The 17,625-nt window shown below is 38.9% G+C and carries 21 protein-coding genes; 4 read left to right on the top strand and 17 right to left on the bottom strand.

What is annotated here, in order from left to right:
- The first annotated feature begins 72 nt into the window (after positions 1-72).
- The gene (comER, locus tag ACSBQP_RS00985; RefSeq protein ID WP_076822247.1) at positions 73-921 is read left to right on the top strand and encodes a late competence protein ComER; all 849 of its coding nucleotides are present in this window, start codon (positions 73-75) and stop codon (positions 919-921) included.
- Between the two features lie 48 nt (positions 922-969).
- Here comER and ACSBQP_RS00980 read toward each other — a convergent pair whose 3' ends face one another.
- The 8 genes from ACSBQP_RS00980 to ACSBQP_RS00945 are packed head-to-tail and all read right to left on the bottom strand — an operon-like array spanning position 970 to position 5,987.
- Entirely contained in the window at positions 970-1,713 is a 744-nt protein-coding gene (locus tag ACSBQP_RS00980; RefSeq protein WP_046344028.1) for a class I SAM-dependent DNA methyltransferase, read from the bottom strand.
- Positions 1,710-2,066, bottom strand: coding sequence for a ribosome silencing factor (gene rsfS / locus ACSBQP_RS00975; protein ID WP_008342502.1), 357 nt, complete (start codon positions 2,064-2,066; stop codon positions 1,710-1,712). Before rsfS ends, ACSBQP_RS00980 begins: the two co-directional genes overlap by 4 nt.
- A 12-nt stretch (positions 2,067-2,078) precedes the next feature.
- On the bottom strand, positions 2,079-2,642 hold the full coding sequence (gene yqeK / locus ACSBQP_RS00970) for a bis(5'-nucleosyl)-tetraphosphatase (symmetrical) YqeK (RefSeq protein ID WP_041091337.1): 564 nt from the start codon (positions 2,640-2,642) through the stop codon (positions 2,079-2,081).
- Positions 2,632-3,201: a nicotinate-nucleotide adenylyltransferase gene (locus ACSBQP_RS00965; RefSeq protein ID WP_008342505.1), complete on the bottom strand. Its 570-nt coding sequence runs from the start codon at positions 3,199-3,201 to the stop codon at positions 2,632-2,634. Before ACSBQP_RS00965 ends, yqeK begins: the two co-directional genes overlap by 11 nt.
- A gap of 13 nt (positions 3,202-3,214) precedes the next feature.
- Complete coding sequence (gene yhbY, locus ACSBQP_RS00960) at positions 3,215-3,505, bottom strand: ribosome assembly RNA-binding protein YhbY (RefSeq protein ID WP_008342507.1); 291 nt, start codon at positions 3,503-3,505, stop codon at positions 3,215-3,217.
- Positions 3,499-4,341 (bottom strand): shikimate dehydrogenase, encoded by an 843-nt coding sequence (gene aroE, locus ACSBQP_RS00955; protein ID WP_019743209.1) that lies wholly within the window; start codon positions 4,339-4,341, stop codon positions 3,499-3,501. The genes yhbY and aroE overlap by 7 nt, the downstream gene beginning before the upstream one ends.
- 21 nt (positions 4,342-4,362) lie before the next feature.
- The gene (yqeH, locus tag ACSBQP_RS00950) at positions 4,363-5,463 is read right to left on the bottom strand and encodes a ribosome biogenesis GTPase YqeH (protein ID WP_435028109.1); all 1,101 of its coding nucleotides are present in this window, start codon (positions 5,461-5,463) and stop codon (positions 4,363-4,365) included.
- Positions 5,464-5,465: 2 nt separating this feature from the next.
- Entirely contained in the window at positions 5,466-5,987 is a 522-nt protein-coding gene (locus ACSBQP_RS00945) for a YqeG family HAD IIIA-type phosphatase (RefSeq protein WP_008356191.1), read from the bottom strand.
- Between the two features lie 362 nt (positions 5,988-6,349).
- Between ACSBQP_RS00945 and ACSBQP_RS00940 the strand changes: the two genes are divergently transcribed.
- Positions 6,350-6,490 carry a sporulation histidine kinase inhibitor Sda gene (locus tag ACSBQP_RS00940; RefSeq protein ID WP_003217327.1) on the top strand — a complete coding sequence of 47 codons (141 nt, stop codon included), beginning with the start codon at positions 6,350-6,352 and terminating at the stop codon, positions 6,488-6,490.
- A 136-nt stretch (positions 6,491-6,626) separates the two neighbouring features.
- Here the strand turns inward: ACSBQP_RS00940 and ACSBQP_RS00935 are convergent, their stop codons facing one another.
- The 4 genes from ACSBQP_RS00935 to ACSBQP_RS00920 form a co-directional block, all read right to left on the bottom strand.
- The gene (locus ACSBQP_RS00935; RefSeq protein ID WP_003217499.1) at positions 6,627-6,776 is read right to left on the bottom strand and encodes a hypothetical protein; all 150 of its coding nucleotides are present in this window, start codon (positions 6,774-6,776) and stop codon (positions 6,627-6,629) included.
- A 78-nt stretch (positions 6,777-6,854) separates the two neighbouring features.
- Positions 6,855-7,583, bottom strand: a complete 729-nt coding sequence (locus ACSBQP_RS00930; protein WP_169476094.1) for an SGNH/GDSL hydrolase family protein — start codon at positions 7,581-7,583, stop codon at positions 6,855-6,857.
- Positions 7,584-7,654: 71 nt separating this feature from the next.
- Positions 7,655-8,395, bottom strand: coding sequence for a polysaccharide deacetylase family protein (locus ACSBQP_RS00925; protein ID WP_024718802.1), 741 nt, complete (start codon positions 8,393-8,395; stop codon positions 7,655-7,657).
- A gap of 166 nt (positions 8,396-8,561) precedes the next feature.
- The gene (locus tag ACSBQP_RS00920; RefSeq protein WP_007501361.1) at positions 8,562-9,683 is read right to left on the bottom strand and encodes a tetratricopeptide repeat protein; all 1,122 of its coding nucleotides are present in this window, start codon (positions 9,681-9,683) and stop codon (positions 8,562-8,564) included.
- Between the two features lie 231 nt (positions 9,684-9,914).
- Here ACSBQP_RS00920 and sigK point away from each other — a divergent pair, with 231 nt between their 5' ends.
- Positions 9,915-10,643, top strand: coding sequence for an RNA polymerase sporulation sigma factor SigK (gene sigK / locus ACSBQP_RS00915; protein WP_034738387.1), 729 nt, complete (start codon positions 9,915-9,917; stop codon positions 10,641-10,643).
- A gap of 50 nt (positions 10,644-10,693) precedes the next feature.
- Here the strand turns inward: sigK and ACSBQP_RS00910 are convergent, their stop codons facing one another.
- From ACSBQP_RS00910 to ACSBQP_RS00890, 5 genes are all read right to left on the bottom strand, one after another.
- On the bottom strand, positions 10,694-12,379 hold the full coding sequence (locus ACSBQP_RS00910) for an AIPR family protein (protein WP_435028108.1): 1,686 nt from the start codon (positions 12,377-12,379) through the stop codon (positions 10,694-10,696).
- Positions 12,380-13,311: 932 nt separating this feature from the next.
- The gene (locus ACSBQP_RS00905) at positions 13,312-13,866 is read right to left on the bottom strand and encodes a hypothetical protein (protein ID WP_217815949.1); all 555 of its coding nucleotides are present in this window, start codon (positions 13,864-13,866) and stop codon (positions 13,312-13,314) included.
- A gap of 256 nt (positions 13,867-14,122) precedes the next feature.
- Positions 14,123-15,517: a polysaccharide deacetylase family protein gene (locus ACSBQP_RS00900; RefSeq protein WP_435028107.1), complete on the bottom strand. Its 1,395-nt coding sequence runs from the start codon at positions 15,515-15,517 to the stop codon at positions 14,123-14,125.
- 154 nt (positions 15,518-15,671) lie between these two features.
- Positions 15,672-16,226: a hypothetical protein gene (locus ACSBQP_RS00895; protein ID WP_039956011.1), complete on the bottom strand. Its 555-nt coding sequence runs from the start codon at positions 16,224-16,226 to the stop codon at positions 15,672-15,674.
- Complete coding sequence (locus tag ACSBQP_RS00890) at positions 16,180-16,782, bottom strand: GNAT family N-acetyltransferase (protein WP_435028106.1); 603 nt, start codon at positions 16,780-16,782, stop codon at positions 16,180-16,182. Before ACSBQP_RS00890 ends, ACSBQP_RS00895 begins: the two co-directional genes overlap by 47 nt.
- A gap of 288 nt (positions 16,783-17,070) precedes the next feature.
- Here ACSBQP_RS00890 and ACSBQP_RS00885 point away from each other — a divergent pair, with 288 nt between their 5' ends.
- Positions 17,071-17,397 carry an uberolysin/carnocyclin family circular bacteriocin gene (locus ACSBQP_RS00885; protein ID WP_017358050.1) on the top strand — a complete coding sequence of 109 codons (327 nt, stop codon included), beginning with the start codon at positions 17,071-17,073 and terminating at the stop codon, positions 17,395-17,397.
- Positions 17,398-17,625 lie beyond the last annotated feature (228 nt).

The following is a 17,625-nucleotide window of genomic DNA, read 5'->3' as shown; positions in this document are numbered from 1 at the left end:
ATCATATTTTCACGCTGCTTCACATACTGTTTAGAAGATAACAGATCCTATGCGTCTAAGGAGGGAGAACGTTTGAATATAGGGTTAATCGGTACAGGAAACATGGGTACCATACTTACTGAGGCATTTATTGAATCAAAAGCAGTCAATCCCTCATCCATCACCATTACAAATCGGACCATCGAAAAAGCGTTCAATATAAAAAAGAATCACCCAGAGGTCGAAGTGACGAAACAGCTTTCAGGAGCTGTAACGGATAAAGATTTCATCTTTGTTTGTGTCAAACCACTTGATATTTATCCGCTTTTAAAAGAGCTGAGCCCACTTTTAAAAGAACAGCAAACCATTGTCATCATTACAAGTCCGGTTCATCCTGAACAGCTTCAAGATATTGTTCCTTGTCAAACAGCCAGACTGATCCCAAGCATCACCAACCGCGCATTATCAGGCGCATCACTTTTAACATTTGGTTCATCATGCAATGTCACGACAAAAGCAGCGCTCAGACAACTCGCTTCCCGCATTTCAACACCAATCGAAATTCATCATTCAATCACACGGGCAGCCTCAGACATTGTCAGCTGCGGTCCTGCCTTTATTAGCTTTCTTGTTCAGAAAATGATTGAAGCCGCTGTTGAAGAAACGGATATTTCAAAAGAAGAAGCCACTACCTTATCAGAAGATATGCTTGTAGGACTTGGCCGTTTGATTGAAAAAAGGGTGTATACCCTGCCTACACTGCAAGAGAAGGTGTGTGTAAAAGGCGGCGTCACCGGCGAGGGCATTAAAGCACTTGAAGCAGGTGTTCAAGATATGTTCCATCAGCTTTTCCAGAACACTCATGACAAGTTCGATGAGGATATAGAAGCGGTTGCGCATCAATACCCACCGAGTGTGTTTACTGATGATCTCAGAAATTAAACATCTTCGCAACAAGCGAAAAAAGGGTTTTAAAAAACCATCGTTCCATTAAACGATGGTTTTTGGTTTCTTCGCTGAAATAAAATATCTTTCTGCACATTCTTGAGGTGCTTCATTTGTAAAATCAGCGGTCACTTCAATCTGTTCAAAGCCAGCGGACTCAAGGAACGCTGCATATGTCTCAAAAGGAAATGTACGCTGTTCGTGCGTTTCATCATAACGCTCATACACGTCTCCGTCTTTTACAAAAAAGCTTAAATCATGAATGACTGAAAATGGATGATCTCCTTTATCACTCTGCCAAATGTAGCTGATTTCTTCATCTTGATCGGCATAAGTAGAGCCAGGAAATACCTCTTCCATTTTAAAAGGGGTATGAACATCAAACAATAAAACCCCACCTGTCTCTAAAAGCTGAAACATGTTTTTAAAGGTTTTTTTGACGTCATTTTCGTTTTTTAGATAATTCAAAGAATCACAGCAAATAACCGCTGCTTGAAAAGTTTGTTCAAACCCCTCAAGCTCTCTCATATCTTGATGTAAAAATTGAATAGACTGCTTATGAGCCTGTGCTTTTTGCTGCGCAAATGCCAGCATCTCTTCACTTAGGTCAATTCCTGTGACCATGTGGCCTTTTGCAGCTAACCGAAGAGAGATCTCTCCAGTTCCACAACCTACATCGATAATCGCACTATTTGGCTTGATATACCGCTGTATCCACTGAACCCATTCATCATAAGGGGCATGTGTCATGAGCTCATCATACACACCTGCAAACCCTTGATAAATCATGAGTTAATGCCAAGCGAAAGCGTTTCTCTCGGCGCATCTCCCCAAAGCTTCTCTAAGTTATAGTATCCTCTTTCCTCTTTGTGGAACACATGAGCAATGACATCTCCTAAATCAATCAAGACCCATCTTGCTTCGTCAAAGCCTTCCATCTTTTTAACTTCGATGCCGCCTTCTTCTGCAAGGTGTTTCACTTCTCTTGCAATGGCCTGTACTTGTTTGTCAGAATTCCCGTGACAAATGAGAAAATAATCTGCAACAAGTGAGATCCCTTGCATATTCAGGGCAATAATGTCCTCTGCCCGTTTATCATCGCACGCTCCTGCTGCGATGTTTAAAATTGATGATGCATCCATCAAAATTCCTCCTTAGTTGTTCTTTTGCACAAGTGAGTTATAAGTAGCAAGTGTATCTGGGAAAACTGGCTGATTCTTTTTCATTAAAAAGCTGACGGTGTTTTTTAAAGATTGAATCAAGGCAAGGTCCAAATCCTGCTCTGCTAACTCTCTTACTTCCTCTACACCAGGAAAATGGCGTCCTGGCTCTATATAGTCGGCGACATAAATAACTTTTTCAAGCAATGTCATGTTCGGTCTGCCGGACGTATGGAATTCAATGGCTGTTAAAATATCTCGGTCGTCAATTCCAACTTCTTTTTTGACCAAATAGGCACCAACTGGGGCATGCCAAAGCTCAGGTGAATATTTAAGCAATAGAGGGTTCATCTGTTCTTGCTCGATGATGCCCTTCATTTCTTCTTTCGGTCTAAATTTAGCATAATCGTGGAAAATAGCCGCGACCTCTGCTTTTTTCACATCTGCACCAAAACGTTCAGCTAATGAAATGGCCGTCTCCATGACCCCAATTGTATGTGTATATCTATGCTCTGTTAACTGCTGTTTGACACAGTTTAACGCTTCTTCACGATTCATATAAATGATGCTCCTTTATATAACACTCAACAGCTTTCGGAATCAAATAATCAACAGGTTTCCCCTGCTTCATTCGCTGCCTAATCAATGTCGATGATACATCAAAAGCCGGAACATCTGCAAACAAAAGAGGATACGCCGTACTTCCTTCATAACCTGGTCTTTTCATCCCAATAAAGGTGATCATCTGAAGCAAATCATCGATTCTATGCCATTTCGGCAAATACTCGACCATGTCCGCTCCAATCATAAAAAAGAACTCATCTTCAGGATGGCGCTTCTTTAACAGCTCAACCGTATCTACTGTATAAGATGGGCCCTCCCGCTCCATTTCAATAAGCTCAACTCGAAAATGAGGATTTGTCTGAATCGCTTTTTCCACCATTTTTACGCGGTGATGACTCTCTGCTCGTTTTCGGCCCGTTTTATGAGGGGGCTTGTGATTTGGGATAAACCAAATTTCATCAAGCCCTACTTGGAAACGCACCTCACTTGCCATCAGCAAATGCCCATTATGCGGGGGATCAAACGTACCGCCGAACAACCCTATTTTTTTCATATCATATCCACCTTTACGGCAGCTTAATTTGTTTATTTTCCTTTGATTCCTTATAAAGGACAATCACATTTCCGATCGTTTGAACGAGTTCAGCTTTTGCACCTTTTACAAGTGCTTTTGCAACCTCTGTTTTGTCCTCGTCGCAGTTTTGCAATACGCTGACTTTCAAAAGTTCTCTTGCTTCAAGCGCCTCGGAAATTTGCTTGACCATATTGTCATTTACCCCGCCTTTTCCAACTTGAAAAATAGGTGATAAATGATGTGCTTGCGCACGTAAAAAACGTTTTTGCTTACCTTTTAACATGGTGTTCCTCCTAATTTCTCTATGACAATTGACTTCATTTTTCGGGCGTCAGGTGTAATGCCCGTCCACAGTTCAAAGGCTCTTACCGCCTGACCAACAAACATGCCGACGCCATCGACTGTTTTCAAACCTAACCCGGCTGCTTCGCTTAGCAGCTTTGTTTCTATTGGATTATACACAATATCACAAACGACCGCTGTTTTTTTTGCGTTCGCTAAAGAAATTGGGGTTTCTTCAACATTCGGATACATACCAATTGAGGTCGTATGGATGATGACATCATATTCCCCAAGCCGCTCTTCTGCTGTATTTAATGCAATGGCACGAGATGTGATTTTCCCATCGGCACTTTCAATTAAAGCCTCAGCTTTTTCAATGGTGCGGTTGGCGATATCAAATTGTTTCGGTGCATACTCAGCAATTGTCGTGTAAATCGCTCTTGCTGCTCCACCAGCACCAAGCAGGAGAAATGACAGCTCTGATAACGGCTGATCCAACGCTTCAAGCAATGAATGAAGAAAGCCTTCTCCATCTGTATTGTACCCAACGAGCTGATCTCCTTCGAGACGCACCGTATTGACGGCACCAAGGCGTTCAGCTGTCACATCAATTTTGTCGAGGTACTTCATGATGTCTACCTTGTGCGGAACAGTGACGTTAATGCCGCTGATTCCTAACGCTTTCATGCCGCTAATCGCATCTTTCAGGTCATCATTTTCTACTTGAAAGCCATGATAATGTCCATCAATTCCAGCATCCTTTAGCGCTGCATTATGAATATCCGGAGACATTGAATGGCCAACAGGGTTACCGATTACTCCGTATAAAGGTTTCAAGGTCTCTCCCCCTCTGAACATTTAAATTAACGAACGTCTCATAAACACGTGCACGCCTTTTGGCGCATACACTTTGATTTGTTTTCCAGCATCATTTGCAGTCACCCAGCCTAATCCTGAAAAGACAATGTCCATTTTTGGCTGATCGATGGTGAAAGTGTGCGGAACGAGCGGCGGGAAATCTTCCATTCCCTCTTTTGATGGCGGTGAAAGCAGTTCACCTGCATGCTTTTCATATAAGTCATCTGCATTCTCCATCTTCGTTCTATGAATGTTGAGTTCATTTGGCATATAGCAGACAAAGGATGTTCTGCCGCCTTTTACATAATCAAATCGAGCCAGTCCGCCAAAGTAAAGCGTTTGAGCTTCATTTAACTGGAACGTTCTCGGTTTCAATTCTTTTTTCGGCGTTAAAATCTTTAAGTCATTTTTGCCAACATAGTGCGCCATTTGATGGCAGTTGATGATCCCCGGTGTATCGAATAAAGCAGACCCGTCATCAAGCGGGATTTCAATCGCATCAAGTGTTGTCCCTGGGTATTGGGATGTGGTGATCACATTCTCTTCTCCAGACACCTCTTTGATAATGCGGTTAATAAATGTTGATTTCCCAACATTTGTACAGCCGACAACATAGACATTTCTGCCCTCACGGTAATGATCAATGGCCTCCATGACCTCAGGCACACCTTGTCCTCTGCTCGCACTGATTAAAAACACATCGATCGGATTGAGCCCATTTTCTTTTGCTTCCCGCTTCATCCATTGAACAAGACGGTCTTTTTTCACGGATTTTGGTAAAATATCTACCTTGTTGCCGACAAGTAAAATGGGATTACCACCAACAATACGGCTCAGTCCATTAATCCAGCTTCCGTTAAAGTCAAAAATATCAACGACCTTGACGATCAGAGAATCAGTCTCGCCAATGCTGTGTAAAATATTTAAAAAGTCGTCTTCTGTTAAAGATACATCCTGAATTTCATTGTAGTTCTTTAACCTAAAACAGCGCTGACAGATCACATCTTCTTTCAATAGAGATGCTGCCGGCGCATATCCTAATTGATCTTTATCTTCCGTCTGAATGGCTACACCGCAGCCAATACAAACAACCTTTTCCATTATTACTCTTCCTCCCACTGAATGTGGCCCTTACGCTTTAAGGCTCCTAAAATTCTGCGTTCAATCTGCCTGTTAAACTTCGTGAAAAATCCGTCCGATGCCGCAACAGGTACAACCAAAATGGTATGGAAGCCATGCCTGTTTCCGCCAAGCACATCTGTCATAAGCTGATCGCCAATGACAACCACATCTTCTTTCTTCAATTGCATATCAGCGACGGCCTTATTAAAGGCTCTTCCCATCGGTTTTCTCGCTTTATAAATAAACGGGATATGAACCGGCTCAGAAAAAAGCTTGACCCTTTTTTCATTATTGTTCGATACAATCGTCACCTGTATCCCGTGATCTTTCATCTCTTGAAACCATTCAATTAAACGCGGGGTCGCACTTGGACGATCCCATTCTACTAGTGTGTTATCTAAATCCGTAATAATTCCTTTTACATTTCGTTCTTTTAGTTTTTGCGGCGAAATGTGGAAAATACTTTTCACAAATTCATCCGGTAAGAAATACTTCTTTAGCACAATTTGCACCCTTTCTTCCATTGGTTTTTCAGCGATTGTGTCGAATCAAATCACAATTTGTCTGTCTATCGAATACAATGAAAAAGTTTTCGACATATGATGAGGACCTTCAACAGGTGTGGATAATTTTACACACATTATCCACCTATATTTCATCACGCTTTCATTCAATTATAAACACTCTACCCACAAGTTATCCACTTAACCATGTGGATAACAGAACGATTGTTCTTGTTTCCCATTCATGGTAGATTAAAGGTACTTCAAAGACATTCGATCAACCTATGATGATATGTCTTTTCCTCAAGTTTTATGCCAACTTTTTCAGGGGAGGTGTTTTTCCCATCATATGGGTTTCTAGTATGAAAAAGCTGTCAGATGATTTACTTATAGAATCGTATTATAAAGCAAATGAAATGAACTTAAATCGCGACTTCATTGAATTAATTGAGACAGAAATGAAAAGACGTTCGCTCGGGCATATGCTCTCTGTTTCCTCTTAATTCCATATATCCAGGAACCATGCCTCCCGAGCACTCTCCTTTTTTAAACTCAGGTGACTGATATTATATCACTTGCGCTATAGGCTTACTACTATTTTCCGTAAAAAACACCCCTTCTGATCAAAGAAGAGGTGTCTTATTTGCAAGGCTGTTCATTCCAAAACCATAACCCTCCACCTACGACCAAAATGACGACAAGGAACACAACAAGAAAAGCGTAACCGATTCCTGCTCCTTGAGCTGGATAAGGCGAACACGCAGGGTAAGGATAAGGACATCCCCACATATCAGTTACCTCCTTCTAGGAAGATATACTGTTAGACTATGCGAGATGGATCGTCTTGTTTAGGCAGATGGCCTGCATTTAAAAATGTTTAATGACATCACGCTCTTTGATTTCGTTATAAATGATTCTTGCCCCTTTTGGTGTCATATGATTGCCAGAAGGGTCAATGAGGCCAGACTGAATCAAGGCGTTGTCACTATCTTCACCTGCTTCTCGGATGAACGCTTTCCAATTGTCGACAAGCGGCACTTGCTGTTTTTCAGCTACTTGTCTTGTGATGTCATTGTATGAGTTTTGCCAAGCTCTCGCCCCGCCTCTCTCAGCAAAATAAGATGACTTATATCTAGAATAATAATACAAGCCCTTTTTGCCTCCTTCCACCACAGGCACGCACGTCATGAGGATCGGGGTAATTCCCTCTTTTCTACTTTCAGAAATGAAGTAGGATAAGTTTTCTTTAAATCGTTTTTTGGTCACACGGGGATGTTTCCCGTCTAGAATCGCCGCATCATTTGTACCGAACATGATGAGGACGTAAGTTGGTTTTTGTTTTAAAATATCCTGCTCAAAGCGCAGCTTCGCATCTTCTGTTGTCTGCCCGCCAATTCCGGCATTCTGTACCTTGATTTGGCCGCGCTCGACGTTTTTCATGAGATTCACCCATTTTTCAGATGTTGGATAATCTCGAAAATCCCAGTTCGATCCTCTTGTGTTACTGTCACCAAATGCAATCACACTTTCCTGAACTGGTTTTGAGCACCCAGCAGCAACACATAACAGGATGAAAAGGAAAACAAATTTCTTCACAACATTCACCTCCAAAAGCCCTCTTCATATAGTAAACGACAAGACTTTTGGTTTCAATGAATGACTGTTTCTTATTGTAATTGAACCGGTAGATAATCTCTGTTATGGTGCACCAGTTCGCTCACTTTCACAAACTCATAGCCTCTTTTCTTTAGTTCAGGTACGACTTGTTTCAGCGCTTCTACTGTCTGCTTACGATTTCCTCCGCCATCATGTAAAAGGATGATATCACCGCCCTGAATATTCTCAATAATACGGCTGGCAATTTTGTGTGCACCTGGCCTAGACCAGTCCTTCGGATCTTGCGTAAAGGACCACATCACGACATCGTATCCTTGCTTTGAAAGAATGCGGAATGACTTCATCGTCAAGCGCCCGCCCGGGGGACGAAATAATAAGGGTCCGCCAGGCTGGAGAGAAGCGATATGAGCCGCTGATTCTTTTAATTCTTGCTTGATTTCTTTCGATGACAAAAGGTCAAAATACGTATGGTTCATCGTGTGATTGCCAAGCTCATTTCCTTCGCTCACAATCCGCTCTGCGAGCAGGGGATATGCATGAATACGGCTTCCGATGACAAAAAAGCTGGCATTCACTTCATGCTCTCTCAGTACATCTAGTATTTGATTTGTGTATACCGGATGAGGTCCATCATCAAAGGTTAACGCAATCTTTTTCCGTTCCTCTCTCATGTCCCAAAAGGCTCGTCCCGTTTTTTCTAGGTCGATTCTTTTTAATGTACGCGCCTCTATGTTACCAGGAACAAAAGCGCATATTACCAATATACATAACAAGATATGCAACCCTTTCATCAGACCGCCTCCACAGAACATCATTACACATTAAATTGCCCGCTTTCTGATGAATTCATTCAAGTTTCGTGATCGTCTACGCTTCTTTTTCACATAAAAAAAGCCGGCCCATCAGGCCCGCTTTTTGTCTCACGTTTGGTTTCTCTCTTCAACTGTCGAACGTTGCTTAGAATTCATACAGACACTCTCCTTCTTGGATTTGATTTTGAGCCCATAGCAATTTTTGATAATACTGGTTGGACTTCTGGTATTGTTGAGAGGTTTCTAAGGCTGTCGCAATTTCTAGTGAGATATCCTCTATATAAGAGTATAGGCTAAGTTTTTCCAAATAATCAATGGTTTTTTGCAGTTGTTCTTCATTGATTTCCTGAACATATAAAGCATCCAGATACTCAAACATATGACAGAACAGCTGGTCTTCATGCTTCTTTGCGGCCAATTTCCCATCCTCTAATATGCGCCTTGCTTCAGTCTGCTCATTTTGTCTAAAAAGCAGCTTGGCCAGTGTATAAAGTGTATGAGGCAGCGTGGGAAGCAGCTCTTTTTTGGCGAGGTCAGCCGATTCGGTTAAATATCGTTCTGCTTCTTCTCGATAACCTAACTCCCCGTAACATTTCCCTAAATTATAGAGTGCTGAGCTATAAATGCGCGGGTGGTCAATTTCAGATGCGAGTTGTTTCGCCTTTTTCAAGTGAGGCAGTGCTCGATCTTTACGTTTTAAATCTTGATAATTTCCCGAGATGACAAAGAGGCACTGAATAATGCGAATGGAATATGCATCATGCTGATCGTATATTTCAAGCGCTTTTAAAATATGGTGCATGGAGACATGCGTTTGTTTCATTATATAGTAGGCTTCTGCTACTTTAAAATGAAACTCAGCCTGCTCAATATCATCAAATACCATAGACAGCTGTTTTTCTGCCATGCGATAATATTTGACGGCCTCCAAATATTCTTTTTGACTAAACTCATGCATGCCACGAAAAAATGCATGGTAATAATGCAGCATATCAGATAACTCATGATTGGAATTTTCGATTTTATCGACAAGGTTAGATACTGAGAAAGGTTGATATTTTGAAGGGTGTATATAGTCGAGCATAATTTGGTGCCGAAAACACATGAGCTGATAATAAATCAGTAAATGCTGGTCCTCTTCCATACGTTCAATTTCCGCTTCTACTTCCGCTTTCAAGATTTCCGCATCTGGAACACTGAACTGCCGTATCATTCGATACCATTCATTAATTTTCATACCGACATGTGAAGAAAGAACCTTCCCCATGTTCCGAAAAAACCCCTTCCTTTTCGGTCTAATATTACATATTTTAGCACGCTTCTAGACCGCCAAGCACCGCAAAGAAACCGCAAACATATGAGAGGTGCAGCAAAAACATACGCACACAAGCACGCTTCTTTCAAATAAGATGATTTTTTCATCGTACAGACACAGACAATCCTTCCTTCACATACATTTGAGGATATAGGCAACGGCCTAAACATGGTGGAGGTGAAAATCGTGGCAGGAGTATTTACAGCGATGGGATTGATGGTCAAAGAATTGGTGTTTTTAGTGTCCTATGTCAAAAACAATGCCTTTCCACAACCCCTTTCGGGAGATGATGAGAAAAAATACTTAGCCCTCATGGCTCAGGGCGATGAACACGCAAGAAACATGCTGATTGAACATAACCTTCGGCTCGTCGCCCATATTGTCAAGAAATTTGAAAATACCGGGGAAGACGCTGAAGACCTCATCTCCATCGGGACGATCGGACTCATTAAAGCCATCGAAAGCTATTCCTCTGGAAAAGGAACAAAGCTGGCAACGTATGCAGCGCGGTGTATCGAGAACGAAATCCTCATGCATTTACGCGCACTCAAAAAAACAAAAAAAGACGTCTCTCTGCATGACCCCATCGGTCAGGATAAAGAAGGCAACGAAATTTCATTAATTGACGTCTTAAAATCAGAAAATGAAGACGTGATTGATACCATTCAGCTCAACATGGAGCTTGAAAAAGTAAAGGAATATATTGACATTCTCGACGGCCGGGAAAAAGAAGTGATCGTTGGCCGGTTCGGTTTGGACTTAAAGAAAGAGAAAACGCAGCGGGAAATAGCCAAAGAGCTTGGCATATCACGGAGTTATGTGTCTCGGATAGAGAAACGCGCGCTGATGAAGATGTTTCATGAGTTTTACCGGGCTGAGAAGGAGAAACGGAAGCGGGAGAAGGGGAAGTAAGATAGGGAAAGGCCAGAATTTTAGATTATTCTGGCCTTTCAAATATAGAATTAAACTGGTGAAGTAACTCTTTTTAGTGTGTTCACATTCTTTTTGAATTCTTCGTATATTGGTTTATTGACAGCTTTTGTAGCTGAAACTAAGCGTATAAATTCTTGGGTTGCATCTTTTAACACATCGGCTTTTTTAAGGTTTCCATTTACTACTTGTGATGTTCCTTCATCTGTAAAAGAAATACAAGCTTCTAATATATTTGACCATATGCTTTCATAATGCGACAAAGACTTTCTTGTTTCATTTTTGAAGCTCAAATCAAAGAGATTAACTATTTTTTGATCTAACATGAGATCCATACTGGCAGATATTATTGACATTATGATATATATTGAACCACTATGCGATAAATTGTTTAATAAGGTTATCTCATTCTCAAGTAGCTGGTTTGAACTCTTTTTCATTCTTAATTTTTTCTTATAAGACAACAATGCCTGATAAAGTGAAAAAACAAACATTATATGGCTTGCAGACGTATCGTCATTAAATATTTTAGAATATAGTTCATTCCGCTCCCATATTTCTGATTTTTTGTGTGTAGCACTAACAGGATCACCATGAAAAGCCATTAAAGCTTGTGCAACGCGATCAAATGCTAGTAAATTTCTATGTCTAGGTATAACATCACTATCTCCACCCCTTCGTCCTCCTAAATAGGTAACATCGTATACTTCAAACTCAGATCTTAATTTCTTTTGAATTTCATCGTTACTTCGGAAGTCAGAAGGGATTACATCGTTTTGACTATTATTAAATTTTATTATATTCTCTACAACATTTTTATTTTCACAAGCAATAAACCTAACAGGGACTTTAGCTTCCTTGCTAGGAACCTCACCACTATTTCCAATAGCACCTGTAGTTTGAGCACCATTAACAATAGACAATCCGTTAATATGTATTGTTTGTATAACTTCGCCTTTTCTTGACTGGCGTCTGCCTATTTTCATATTATTTACCAATGCTGTAATTCCATTATTATAAACTAAGAAATTACCTGGTGTTTCTTTTACGGATTTTTTAATATTATGGTTAATATTCGCAGAAGACTTTCTACTTCCTAGATATCCTCTTACATTTGCAGAGTAAAAGTCATCACTGTATTCACCATATATCTTATAAATCCAACTTGCAGGAACATTGCAACTATAAACTTCCCACTCAGAAGATTTCTCGTGATATCCTCCTGTGGTTCTTATTTTAAATTTATCTGTAACAAGAATATTGTTTTCTGAAGATCTATACAATCTTTCTAATTTGTTCAAACCAATTTCACTTGCTTCAACTTTAATTTCTTGTATTAGTTCATTTTCTATCATAAACGTGTTCATATGTCTTTTTGCACTTAATTCGACGGTTTTAAGTTCTTCAGAAATATTCTCTGACTCTGGACAGTTATGAATATACCAAATCTCAAATTTATTAATAATCCCTTCTTTAATTGCATCCCTAACTTCAAGTGCTCTGGGTTTAATAATGTCAGGTAAGTTTTCATCTGAAGCCAACAGTAACCAATTAAATGCAGTATTTAAGTCTGCAGCTTTATTTCCTTTAGCAGTTTTGACCCCTTCTTTTCCTGTATAAAAACTTTGTGCTAATACAACAACTCCTAATTCTCTATCTAAATATATTACATCACATTTTTTGTCATTAGGACCATCTGTTATAGACTCTGCTGCCACGCTATGCTTTTAAAAGGTTTGAGTGCTGACCCATTTTACTTCTTCAATATCTTGATCCGGATCTAAAATGTTCATCTGGCCGCCAATGATTTCGGCAAAGAAGGTCATCATAAGCCCATGATACTTTAATGCTTCTCTCTCACCTCATGGATCCCAACAACAATAATGAAAACCAAACCTGATACATTTAAATACTCAAAAAATGGATGCCCCTCTGCCTCAAATACTCTACCCTTTCAGTCATAATTTAGAGGCAACTTAATTTCAATTAATTAAATTTTTTAATAAGTAAAATGAAAATTTGAGAAAAACAAAATCAATATTGAGCTATAAATCTACATCCTATATGCACTTGAATTAAAGAAAAGAGATTGGGATAACTTAAAGATGTGTACCCGATTGTGTAACTAAGCTTATAGAAATATTTCATGTCAATTATACAGGGAGAAAAAATGAGGAAAAGTTTGAAGGAAAGCATTGAAAAAACAAAAAAGTTTTAATCTATTAATAAGTTTACAGTAAAATTAAATCGAAAATTTAGATAATAAAAAGGGGCAAAAGCCCCCTCTATTACCCATATTTAGAATACCATTTTAAAAGCAAAGAATATAACTAATGTAGCGAATATTTGACTTCCAATAAATATTACATACCCTTTCCGCACTTGTTTATGTTGCAGAAATTCATTTCGCTTTTGAAATTTAAATTGTTTTTTTTCTTCAAAATATTTAATTAAAAGATATTCTGACGCGAAACATGTGAAATTTGCAAGAAACAGAAAAATAATAGTTAAATACACTCCATTATCTTCACCACTGAATGCACGGGAAAATAATATAATAGTTATACCTAAAAAAATATAAGAAAAATAAAACTTCTTAAGATAATTCATTATATCCAATCCCTTTTTAAATTTTAATTAAATTTTAATATTATTTACAAAGCGTGCTTCCTAAATAATATGCAGTAGATATGATAAACGGAATAGAAGCAGAAAGTCCACCTGTAATTCCTAGAGCAAGAGCAGCAGCAGTATATGAGCCTGCATGAATCAATCCAATAGCCCCTAATACATTACTGCATGAAATAGCACCTTTAACACTAATTTCGCTATTTGTATCTTTATTTATTAAACTAGAAAGTTCATTAGATACATTCTTAGTGAACTCTGATAATTTTTTATCATCATTAATTAATTCATTGAAATTTTCAACATAAGACACTAATTGAGAAGAAGTCATCGGATAATCTAAATTAGCAAGTTCTTTGTCTAAAGTCTTCTTCTTTAAAACTCTTATAATCTTATATCCATTCTTATCAGTATAAGTATCTAGGTGTTTCATAATTACTTCTGCCGCTTTGAAATCTTTTTCTTCCCAAAGTTCATTTACTGTCTTTGTTGAAGTATTTTTCGCTTCTAGTGAACTAGAAAAAACACTAAACATAATAAACAAACTCAAAGAAATAAGTAAAAACTTTTTAACCACTGAAAACACTCCCATATTTTATATTTTTTTCAATATAATTACAATTTAACATATCTTATAATGAAATTACAACACAAAATTTAGAAGTGTTTTCTAAGTAAAAAAGTAAGAATAAAATAAATCTTTAAAATTTACTTCTACAAGTATATCTTATTTCAAAAGGAGTTCTAATTGATAGAAACTTTTGAACTAAATATAATTAAGCACAAAATCATATATAGCTAATATACATCAAAATGATAATTTTTATTCCAGATTAATCAGTTTGTGCTTCCTTCCACTGCTCAAGCTCAGATACCGTCAATAATTGATATCCCTGTTTTGTGAGTTCCTTGATAATCGTGACGGCTGCGTTTGCTGAGGTGTCATAGATGTCGTGCATTAAGACCGTTTCACCGCTAGATGCATGGGCTAGAATGTAGTCTGCGACGTATTGGCTGTTTCGATATTTCCAGTCTTCAGGATCCACATCCCAAAGGGTCACTTTCATGTGAAGAGCTTCGTTGATTTGCCCGTTTGTCCCGCCATATGGCGGTCTAAAATGAGTCGGTGTGAACCCGCTCGCTTTTTCAATGATTTGCTGCGTGTCTTCTACTTGTTTGACCGCTTGTTTTAAGGGAAGTCTTGTGAGCAAAGGGTGGTTATAGGAGTGGTTTCCAATTTCATTTCCACCCTTTCTGATTTCACTTAACATATCGGGATAATACTGAACCCTGCTGCCTAATACAAAAAATGTAGCATGTCCTTTGTTCTCTTTTAATGCTGTTAAAATTTTTGAGGTCGTTGATGGATTGGGCCCATCATCAAATGTGAGTGCAATGGCTTTTTGATTCGGATGAAATGTGGATGGTTTTGGCAATTTCACAATCTTTCTTGTTGGAATCGGTTCTTTTTTCTCGTTTTTGTTCAATTCTTTCTTAATATATTCAGGTTTTAATATTCCTTTCAGCAGTGTTTTCTTAATCGCTAACACTTGAGGGCCTTGATGATTTGGAGCGATTTGTCCTCTTGGAAAGTAGAATTCGATATAGCGATCCTTGATGGCAAAATACTGATAATTCTTCGCCACAGGAGACGTTCCCTGTTTGAGCAGCGGCTGATTTTCAGCTAGCGTTCGATCTTTTTTTAATTCCTCAAAAGTCATATGAGATAATTTTTGAAGATTGTCCTTCTTTGATAGAAAGATATCGTTGATTGATAAAAATGTCTGTTTCTTGAAATCAAAGTTCATCACCTTCGTTTGATTGTCGCCTTGCTTTCCGCCCTTCACTTCATATGTATTGAATTTGATTGCGACGGTTTGCTTGGCATAATGAATGATCTCATAATCGATGTTTAACTCGTATCGTTTTTCTTCATTGGCATCACTCGCTTGACTAAACGATGTTTTAAACCTTTCTAACGCTGTCTCTGCAAATCTTTTGATCTCCTGATCTAGTTTTTCTTGATGAAACAGCGGATAGTTGACATCATATCTCATGAATTTCCCGTCATTCACAAGTGTGACAATTTCAACTTGTTTGTAGCTCACATCTTGTTCTACTTTTTTTCTCTCTGTCCCGCTTGCCTGCTGGTTATGATAAAACGCAGCGATACCGATGACGATCGCAAGTACACACAGGACGAGACTGATCTTCCCTTTCATTGACACAATGATTCTCCTCTCGTGATGCCGTCATGTCTAAATGGCGTGTGTTTGTAGGATAGACTTTTCGCAGCCCCTTTTTAGTTTGCAAAAAACACATTTGTCACATTTTCGACATATTTTACGAGAGACATATAAAAAGGGCTTGATCGCTCAGCCCTTATTTTTGCATATACAGTTGGAATAACTTTGTTTCTTCATCAATAGAGCGTGCCTGGTCAAAAGCTGCTCTGACTGTCTTTGAGTTGTTCACCAGCTCATACAGCATGGTGAGAACAAAAATAAATGACGCATTTCCATCAATGTAGTCATCGGGCGCTGTATAGGATATCGCCCCTGTTTCTAAAAAAGCTTCTGCCAACTTTTTTTCGCCTAGTGTACAGCCTGTACATATAATGTGGACTCCATTTAACGAAGCATAGCGCTTTATGTCATCCGCACCAAAAGCAGCACCTCTCGGCTCACCCTCTTCGTATACATCTTCTCCTAACTCCGGCATGAGAAACGCTCCTTCTTCTCCGTGAAAGGATAAAAGAATGAAATCCGTCTCGCCTCTATTCCTCCCGGATAAAACATTAATCAGGTCATTCGGTCTGCCTATCCAATGCATATCGACTTTTGCGCCAAAGTTTTCAAGTGCTGCACGAAGCGCAAAGGATTCCAGCTCACTATTTGGTCCGGCTGCCAATGTGATGCGCATGACTGGCTGGCTCATTTATATCCCCTCCAAACGATGATAAAAATAGCACCATTTTTTCCTCATCTACATATGCACCATTTATTTTTAGTGCTTTTTCTTCTACCGCATACGACTTAAATCCAACAGACTTATAAAGATGTTTGGCTGGGTCGTTTGTTGTGACCACTGTTAAATATAGTTGTTCGATGTCTTTTTTTTCGCGTGAAAAAGAAAGTACTTTTGTCAGAAGTGCCTTCCCCATTCCTTTTCCGCGTCCATTAGCCGTTACATACATCGCTACCACATTGGCACGGTGCTTTAATTTCTGCAAGGTTTCTTGTATGAGTGTAACCGAGCCGACCAGCTGACCTTGATGAAAGGCACCGAATGTCCACATAGATTGTGTAGAGGCAAAACGAGCCTTATATTTATTCTTTGTATCTAGCTTCTCTTCCTCGTAACTCATAGCAAAACTCTCTGGATTTAATCGGAGTGCTTCTAATCTCAAGTTCGCATATTCTTGAGCATCTTCTGGTGTTAACAATCGAATATTCAGAAAATCGCCTCCATCAGAATGAATTGATACTTCCAATTTTATCTTGAAAGGCGCTTTTGATCAAAGAATATTGGTTCATTTACATATAGCACATTTCTTATAGACTTTTAGGCTCTCTTTCGTTTTTGTGAAAACAAGGTCATTTTGATCATGTTCACTCGATATTTCCTATCCAAAACGATTCTTTTCTCACTTATCTTTTCACTTATTTTATATTAACCTATAACTAATTCATGAAAAAAAAGAAAAAAAAGGATTGATATGAACAAAAACATATCATAAGATAGAATAGTAATAAAAAGACAAAAAAGGGAGGAATTTGATATGACAGAAACAAGAAATGAAATCAAACTACATGTTCTTTTTGGTGCTTTAGCAGTAGGATTCCTTATGCTAGCTCTTTTTTCCTTCTCGCTACAAGTACTGCCAGTTGCTGATCTAGCAAAAGAATTTGGTATTCCAGGCAGTGTTGCCGCTGTGGTTCTTAATGTGGTTGAAGCGGGTGGAGCTGTCACTACAATTGTCTCCATTTTAACTGCTGTAGGTTCAGGCGGTCTTTCTCTTATTGCTGCGGCTGGTAAAGAGACAATTCGTCAATACCTTAAAAACGAAATTAAGAAAAAAGGCCGTAAAGCCGTTATCGCTTGGTAATTTATTTAACGACTCAATAGAAGGAGACTCTGTTCTCCTTCTATTTAAATTTTTGTGCAGGTGAGAAGATGTTATATCCTTTATTATCACTACTTCTATCCATTAGACTGGAGCAGCAGTATTCTAATATCGCTCAGTACGTTATACGAAAAATTCCATTTCTCAAGTCGTTTTCTTCAAAACAGTACATATTTTTTTCTTGTATTCTTGATATCATATTCGGATGCA

The sequence above is a fragment of the Bacillus sp. G402 genome, from assembly GCF_051172515.1.
In the GTDB taxonomy this organism is placed as follows: domain Bacteria; phylum Bacillota; class Bacilli; order Bacillales; family Bacillaceae; genus Bacillus; species Bacillus altitudinis.
The sequence above is the reverse complement of the archived record's forward strand: the minus strand, read 5'-3'. Positions and strand labels throughout refer to the sequence as shown.